5 protein-coding genes, 1 other RNA gene and 1 pseudogene are annotated in these 8,143 nt (G+C 38.4%); 4 read left to right on the top strand and 3 right to left on the bottom strand.

Annotated elements, in window-relative coordinates:
- Positions 1-90: 90 nt before the first annotated feature.
- Positions 91-870, top strand: a pseudogene (locus MTN96_RS36375) (gamma-glutamyltransferase); the annotation flags it as partial.
- Positions 871-947: 77 nt separating this feature from the next.
- On the opposite strand, the gene MTN96_RS36380 reads toward MTN96_RS36375, so the two are convergent.
- On the bottom strand, positions 948-2,150 hold the full coding sequence (locus tag MTN96_RS36380; protein ID WP_083238629.1) for an aromatic amino acid transport family protein: 1,203 nt from the start codon (positions 2,148-2,150) through the stop codon (positions 948-950).
- A 298-nt stretch (positions 2,151-2,448) separates the two neighbouring features.
- The gene (locus tag MTN96_RS36385) at positions 2,449-3,327 is read right to left on the bottom strand and encodes an OmpA family protein (protein ID WP_069438665.1); all 879 of its coding nucleotides are present in this window, start codon (positions 3,325-3,327) and stop codon (positions 2,449-2,451) included.
- Between the two features lie 205 nt (positions 3,328-3,532).
- On the opposite strand from MTN96_RS36385, the gene rnt reads away from it, so the two are divergent.
- Positions 3,533-4,207, top strand: a complete 675-nt coding sequence (gene rnt / locus MTN96_RS36390; protein WP_069438664.1) for a ribonuclease T — start codon at positions 3,533-3,535, stop codon at positions 4,205-4,207.
- A gap of 54 nt (positions 4,208-4,261) precedes the next feature.
- On the opposite strand, the gene MTN96_RS36395 is transcribed toward rnt, so the two are convergent.
- The gene (locus MTN96_RS36395) at positions 4,262-5,887 is read right to left on the bottom strand and encodes a DUF342 domain-containing protein (protein WP_248534771.1); all 1,626 of its coding nucleotides are present in this window, start codon (positions 5,885-5,887) and stop codon (positions 4,262-4,264) included.
- Positions 5,888-6,136: 249 nt separating this feature from the next.
- Here MTN96_RS36395 and ssrA point away from each other — a divergent pair.
- Positions 6,137-6,493, top strand: a transfer-messenger RNA (tmRNA) gene (ssrA, locus tag MTN96_RS36400).
- Positions 6,494-7,201: 708 nt separating this feature from the next.
- Positions 7,202-8,017: a hypothetical protein gene (locus MTN96_RS36405; RefSeq protein WP_248534773.1), complete on the top strand. Its 816-nt coding sequence runs from the start codon at positions 7,202-7,204 to the stop codon at positions 8,015-8,017.
- The last annotated feature ends 126 nt before the right edge of the window (positions 8,018-8,143 follow it).

The following is an 8,143-nucleotide window of genomic DNA, read 5'->3' on the forward strand; positions in this document are numbered from 1 at the left end:
TGATGTATAGCGATTTGATTTTTTCATAGTTCCAGTTTCTCAAGTTATTGAGTCTCTGGCAAACACGGGGCGATTCAGCCTGCACAACAACATAATTCAGTAGGGTATGTGCATTTATTGGCTGAAATAGGTAAGCGAGTATTTGCCGATAGAGCAGAATACTTAGGCGATCCTGATTTTTACCAAGTGCCTACAGCTAAGCTACTTGCAGAAAACTATCTTAAAAACCGTAGTAACAGTATAGATTTAAAGGCTATTTCAACCACCGAAAACATTAAACCCGGTTTAAAAGAAAGCGAGCAAACCACTCACTTTTCCATTGTCGATAACATGGGTAACGCTGTAGCTAATACCACCACCATCAATTTAGGGTTTGGTAGTGGCGTAGTCGTAGAAGGCGCAGGCTTCATTTTAAATGATGAAATGGATGACTTTAGCGCTAAACCCGGGGTTATGAATGTATTTGGTGCCATTGGCGGCAAAGCAAATGAAATTCAGCCACATAAACGTATGCTCAGCTCTATGACCCCCACTATTTTACTCAGTAATAACCAAGTGAAAATGGTAACAGGGTCGCCAGGTGGCACTACTATTATTAGCTCGGTGTATCAATCGATACTCAACGCGATTGAATTTAATATGAGCGCCGATGATGTGGTAAATAGCCCGCGTTTTCATCATCAGTTATGGCCAAAAAATGTGATCAGAGCACATGCCGGCTTGGAGCCATCAGTAAAACAACAGCTGATAAAAATGGGTTACACAGTGGACGAACGCCACTTTGGTGATATGCATATGATTATTAATCGTAATGGTAAATTAGATGCGGCGTCAGAGCAAAGCGGTAGAGGAAAAGCAATCGTGTTTTAACATTAGCGTTTGCATGGCAATCTCCCCAAACTCTTGTTTGGGGAGATTGCCAATAGAATATTACTTATTATTGGGTATTAACCTATTGCAGGTATTAGGCCTGCCATTTGCAGGCATTGCGCACTAATAATTAAAATGCCACACAATGCTGCTATGGCTAAACCAATATTACCGCTTCGTACTTTATAACCGCTTTTTTCAACACCTTGACGCTGTTTATACACCATACTCACCGGCAAAAATACAGCCAATATCACCAATGCAATAGCGGCATAACCTAATGCCATAATAAACCCTTGTGGATAAAATAAGGCAAACCCAAGAGGAGGGATAAAGGTAATAAATGCGGTTTTTATTCTATCTGCGCCCGTATCTGCTTTTTTGAATGTGTCAGCAAAAAAGTCAAATAACCCCAAGCTCACTCCCAAAAATGACGTAGCCAGCGCTAAATCAGCAAAAAGCTTAACCGCTGTAGAAACGCTCGTGTTGTTAGCAATATTTGCCACACTGGCTACAAACCCGCTTAAGCCTTCACTTTCGAGAAGTTGGGCTTGGCTCATTATGCCTTGGCTTAATACTTGCCAAAATACATAAATAACCAGTGGTAAAGAGGCACCTGCAATCATTACTTTGCGTAAAGTTTTTATTTCAAGGCCAACGTATTTAACAATAGAAGGGATAGAGCCATGAAAACCAAAAGAGGTAAATACCACAGGAATAGCCGAAAGTATCAGCCCTTGCTCAACTGGCATTTCAAGTAAGTGCTGGCCATGCACATAAGGCGTAAGCATATAAAATAAGCTACCCAATACCACTATTTTTATACTAAACAGCACTCTATTAAGCTTATCTACCTTGCTGGTGCCTAAAGTGACAACACCTGCAATCACCACCGCTAAAATAACGGAGCCTAACTGTGGGGCAATACTTAAGTTGAAACCAGTGTTTATACGTTCTTGTAGCTGGGCTCCGCCACCTGCTATGTAGGCCGCGCATAACGCATAAAATAAAAATATCATTGAAAAGTTAGCCACATACTGACCGCGCTTACCTAGCCAAAGCTTAGCCAAGGTATTTAAAGTGGCGTCGCGAGGGGCGTATTGATGTAGTTCCAACATAAGTAAAGCGGTGTAGGTCATAAGTAACCAACAACCGATAATTAATACCATCGCGGTATTAAATCCAAGCCCTGCAGAGGCGATAGGCAGGGCAAGCATACCTGCACCTATGGTGGTTCCTGCAACAATTAACATGCTACCTATTGTTTTATTTTTAAGCACTTAATGATCCTGATCAAACGTGAGAGACACGCAAGATATAACTAGTTGTGTAAAACTTAAATAGTTTTGTCATAAAAGAGACAAAATAAAATGTAATCTTCTATTTACAACTGTATTAAAAAAGCCAAAATCATCAAAAAAAGGAAATTTAACTTATTAATATAAATGAAAAAATAAAAAGCTAAATGTTAATAATTAAAAGGGAGGTTGTTTGTTATGTATAAAATAGGCATCACAAAAATGGTATTGACCGAAAGCGTTATCCATTACACCGTCGGTCGAAAAGGAATACGACAATTTACATTTTAGCGATTTGAATCACTAAGCGGCGGTTTTTATCACGGCCTAAAATATTGTCATTAGTATCTACAAAGCGTTTTTCGCCAAAGCCTTCAGTAACCACTTTAGCTTCATCAACGCCTAAGTCAACCATGTAATCTTTAATCTCCTTAGCACGCTTTCTTGATAAATCGAGGTTATTCCAGCGACCGCCATAACTATCGGTGTACGATGCAATACTAATTGATTCTACACTGGGATCGTTTTTTAAATACTCAGCAATTTTATCAAGGCGCTGCTGCGATGATTTGGTTAATTTACTGCTATTCGATTCGTAGTTCATTATAGTGAACGAAATATCTTCAAAATTGTATGGCAGCAATTCGTCTCGGCATTGTAAAAAGGCCCAATAAGCTTGTTTAAAGTTGATATTAGAGATTCCCACGGCAATTTTGTCGGCACTATTTTGCCAGTCTTGATAGTAAAAGGTAGGTTGGTTCCCTTTTTCAAGTTCAGTTAGCATTTCCCACGCTGTTTTATTACCTAGTTCACCATCAAACTTTTTAAGTAATTTCATATCAGCAATATCACGGGCAGGGCGACCTGCTCGCCAACTAGGTGGCACCGCTTTTAAACCGGCAATCGCGTAATTTTCTGGGCGTACCACCATGTCTAAATTAAAGGTAAGATCTTTATTTTTACTTGCAGATGCTTTAAAAATAGCCTCGCCATAGTAGGGAACTTCATGATTTAATTGGCATTGTAAGCGAGTTGTTTTAACCAAGTTCCAGTTTGAATTATCTTGGTTAGCCGTGTACTGGCGCATTGCTGCAGTTGTATTCAAACTATACAGCACACTACTAATGCCTAGGCTAATAAATAACAACTTACACTTCATCGAGAATTCTCCAGTTATCTAGTTCTGCCAAAAAAATGACAAAAACCGTAAAATATTACGCAACAGCAAATAATTCAGCGCAAACGCTAATTACAAAGCAAGTAACATGCCTATAGTTTAACTGCAATTAATCAATAAATCCCCTAGCCGACAGGGGCTCAATTTTGACATAATAGACAGCTAATCCCTATAAACCAAGATTACTATGGCAAATACTGAGCAAACACTTTTCGCACAACGCTTTCGTGGCTTTTTTCCTGTGGTTATTGATGTTGAAACCGCCGGTTTTAACAAAGAAACCGACGCACTACTAGAAATTGCAGCATCCGTTTTAAAAATGGATGACGAAGGACTGCTTAGTATCGATCATACCGTTCATTTTCATGTGCAACCGTTTGAGGGCGCAAACATTGAACAAGCCGCCATTGAGTTTAATGGTATTGAACCTTTTTCAGCACTTCGAGGGGCTGTCCCTGAAGAAGAGGCGATTAAAGAAATTTGTAAAGTAGTGCGCAAAGCGCAAAAAGCCGCAGGGTGTCAGCGCTCTGTGGTGGTTGCTCATAATGCCGCTTTTGACCATGGCTTTTTAAATGCCGCTATTGAGCGTAATAACATCAAGCGCACACCATTTCATCCGTTTGTTAGTTTTGATACCACATCACTTGCAGGCTTAGCATTAGGGCAAACAGTATTGGCTAAAGCGTGCCGCGCGGCAGGAATAGAGTTTGATAACAAACAAGCACACTCTGCGTTATACGATACAGAACGCACCGCTGAATTATATTGTTTAATTGTCAATCGTTGGCAGCAACTAGGTGGTTGGCCACTTGCTATAGATGAAACACAACAAAACTTAGACGAAGCAAGCAACCAAGATTAAGTTCACAATAGTGAATACTTACTTTTTGAGTTGAGCCAGTCTTAATAAGCGTTATTAAAAAGATTGCGTTATTTTACCTTCACTGTGAGTGATTAAATGTGGTGGATAATTACGCGAAAAGCTAATTGATTCTCGTGCAATTTTAAGCTCCACCCCGGGGTGCATAAGCTCATTAACTTTTAAACGACTGAGCGCTAAAAGCTGCGCCATTTTCTTTCTTAGCAACTGCTTTTGCTGACTGATACTGGCGCTTCGGTTTGCTATGTGTTCTTCATTCGTTGTTATTTTATTCAAGAACTGCTGACGCTGTGCGCTTGCAACTTGTTTATTAATTCGCTGGCGCGCTTGCTGTAGTTCAATTGACTTACTGATTAAAACTTTTTCAAAGTCAGTGATTTGCGCTTGTTTTTGTTTTAGCACATACCATCGCTGTGCAATGCAAACACGGGTTTTAGTTCCTGCTGGTGCGCCCAATTCACCTGTTTCAATGCGCATTGCGTCTAGAATATGGCCACCAATAATTTTCCCTTTAGGAGCTTTTGCGCTGCCAACCCTAATTAAATTTCCAGCACTCAAGTCACAATGTAATGATTGGCGTTCTATTAATAAGTTTTGCTCCGTTTTTATGTCACAGTATTGAGAGTAACCAAGTGCAACGGTTCGTTTAGCAAAAACAGAACAGGTGAATGGCTCATCGGCTTCTCGTTTTCTGCCAATTGCTCCCTTTACTATTGTGATGGCGCTATTACTTTTTAACTGCGCCGATTCAACAAAACCTAAAACAGTAATATCGCCGGTAGCAGTCACGCGCATGCCATCTTTTATATCACCACTGACTATAATACTGCCATCAAATTCAACATGACCAGTACTGGGATCAATATTATGAAAACATAAAACATCATCAACACGCATACCACGGGGAAGGGCAACCGGTACACCAGTACAGTCGGCAATTAGTAAGTTGGGGTTATTGGGCGCAATTTTAGTACCGTCAAAAGGTTGTAATTTATGCTCTTTGCCAGGGATTGCAGTTAGCACATCTCCAAACACAGTAAACCCATCAACTCCCGATGTTGCTGGAATGCGCCGCATTAATTCACAACCAGGTTTTACAGTAATAATATCACCTAGGTTTCTCATATCGACTTTACCACCGCCTTTAGCTTGTGGGCTAAGTACGCGGTCTTGCGCTGTGCAGCAAAGACGCACAAATTTGGCATCGTTACCCACTTTAGGTGCACGACCAAAAGCGACTTCAGCGCAATGCGTGCTTCCTGAGAGTTGTTCAAACTGTTGCGCCAATAACTGTTCTAATGCATGAGCGCTAATGCCTTTTACAATCCCTGCCTGAGCTAACACGCCAATTGCTTGTTCCATGTTAAGTAATTTACCGCCCTTGGCAGTAATAAGAGTAGCTTCAACAAGCATATTTTTTTCATCAATGTTAATGGTTAGCTTTGCATCAATGGCTTGAGCAATTACTAAAGAGGGGGCTTCTTCGGCGTTATTTTGAGCAAACAGCTTACCAATATTGCTAGCAATAACCTCACACTCGCAATATTCTGACTGTCTAATTAATTCAATAAGCTGTGTTGCTGTTGAGGCTAAACCTGAAACATGAGGGTGTGAAACTAAAGAGATATACCCCGTTTGCTCATCAAAAGAAAAAACCGACATTTATAAATCCTCTAGGTAATATGCCTGTTATTATTTTTTATAATTTATTAGACCAAGGTCTAGCCTTGCATTTGAGCATAAAGCACCATCATTGTTAAGTAATTGTTTCTTAACTGTCCAATATTTTACATTTACATGTGTGTTTGATGCATGATTAACCAATTGATAAAATAAAACGCCTAAGGTGTTGAGTATTCGTAGGTTACTCGGTTATACTGCTTACACACTCTGAATGAGTAACCTTATTCAGGGGCTGATTAGGATTCGACGGAATTCAAGAAGCCCGAGGTGCATGTCGAGGTGCGGTTTGCCTCGTAAAAAAGCCGCAATTTAAAGTAATCGCAAACGACGATAACTACTCTCTAGCAGCTTAGGCTGGCTAGCGCTCCTTCCATGTATTCTTGTGGACTGGATTTTGGAGTGTCACCCTAACACCTGATCGCGACGGAAACCCTGGCCGGGGTTGAAGCGTTAAAACTAAGCGGCCTCGCCTTTATCTACCGTGTTTGTCCGGGATTTAAAGGTTAATTAAATGACAATACTAAACATGTAGTACCGACGGTCGAGGCTTTTCGGACGGGGGTTCAAATCCCCCCAGCTCCACCACTTTAAAACCGCTGAAAGCTAATAAATACGTAGCTTTCAGCGGTTTTTTCACATCTACAACCCTCTATAACACTCTACAAAATACACAAGCTCTACACACCAGTAAATACGGGGTGTTTGACTTAATTCTACATTTTATGTTTTCAGTGCTTTTTCACAAAAATACACAAAATATACACACAGTTTTTGTGTGATAAACCATTAAATAATTTTATATAACAGCCTTTTATTAGGTCTAGGTAGCACCACTTTAGATAGAATTTAGTACGAGTTTTTTAAAATACTTAAAGTAATTAGGCTAAGAATTTAAAACCCTAATTAATAAAGTAGTTAATTTTAAAGCTCAAAATTTATCGCTTATAAAGCCTCTTATAATCAAACATTATTAATTAAAGAGCTGTTTGAAAAGCCTTTACCACGCTTAGAGTGAGATTTTAAGCTGCAGCTTAGGAGCTCTTGATATCACTAAACCGAACTTCTGCTTGGAGCGATATATAGTCATTCAGGTGAGTCGTCATTAACTTAGTAATAATAAGAGAAAATTTTTCTCTTTTTTACATTTTTATATAAGCTATAGAAAGCTTAATATTTATAGTTGGCAATAACTTAAACTGTTTGTTATTAATATTAGTTCATAAAATAAGGACGCTTTTGCGCTAAAATGGGCGAAGTGTCCTTTGATAAGTTGATAGTTTATTAAGGGATAGCATGATAGTCGAGGTTACTAAAGGAATAGACCACTACAAAATAAATTTGAATGAATTAATTTGTTCATGTGGCTCTCGTTATTTGAATGAAAAAGTATCAAATTTATCGTGGATGTGTCCGCACATAGCATTAGCAATTAAAAAAGATACATCTACATTTCAAAGTATTCACCCTAAGTTTAACGCTTATATCCCTATTATTTATCAACATACGCAATCTAATACAGATTATGACTTACCTAATATCAAACACTTATATAGTTTTATTGATGAAGTTCCTATTACTTTATTTGAAAGCTGTTATGATTTGGATAGTAGGGCGCATGAATTTTTACGTGTATGTATAAATGACTTTGTTTATACCGTTTGGTTGCCAGAAATAAAGTGGTGTAGCAATGCGGATATGATTGACAACCCAATTTCCGAAGCTGACAAAACTAAAGTTGAGTTGTATATTTTTGAGAACATTCAAACTAAATATTATTCTCAATTGAAAAGAATTGTACTAAAAAACACTGACGTTCTTACCAGCATTAAAGTAAATAAAAGTGGAATAAAGTTTTTAGGAGTCAGTGAAAATCACCACGATGACTTTAATGTAAGTACGATTATTAGAGAACCTTCTATAAAAATAAGGTTGAACTTAAATATTAAAGGGTGGGAATTATTAAAAGGAAGTAAAGTTGCTTATTATAGCCCTGTTGAGAATAAACTTGAGTTTAATCATAGAGCTTTAAGTATATTTGAGAAACCACTTTTAGAATGGTGTAAAGTGGTTTCTTCTAATTTTAATAGAATCTATAATCTCGAAAACTAACAGAACATCAAACGGAAAAAATACACGTTATCAATGTCCGCAATTGGCACAGACTGTGTAAAAACTAATTTTTAATAAATTGTCTTGGGTATGTTCTTAGTTTGAAACCATTTAAGATGGTTGCGA

This window comes from Pseudoalteromonas sp. 2CM28B (assembly GCF_023161935.1).

What these genes read in the sequence shown, in the direction of transcription:
- MTN96_RS36385 (WP_069438665.1), bottom strand. Translation starts at nt 3,327, where the DNA reads ATGAAGTGTAAGTTGTTATTTATTAGCCTAGGCATTAGTAGTGTGCTG.
- MTN96_RS36395 (WP_248534771.1), bottom strand. Translation starts at nt 5,887, where the DNA reads ATGTCGGTTTTTTCTTTTGATGAGCAAACGGGGTATATCTCTTTAGTT.
- MTN96_RS36405 (WP_248534773.1), top strand. Translation starts at nt 7,202, where the DNA reads ATGATAGTCGAGGTTACTAAAGGAATAGACCACTACAAAATAAATTTG.
- rnt (WP_069438664.1), top strand. Translation starts at nt 3,533, where the DNA reads ATGGCAAATACTGAGCAAACACTTTTCGCACAACGCTTTCGTGGCTTT.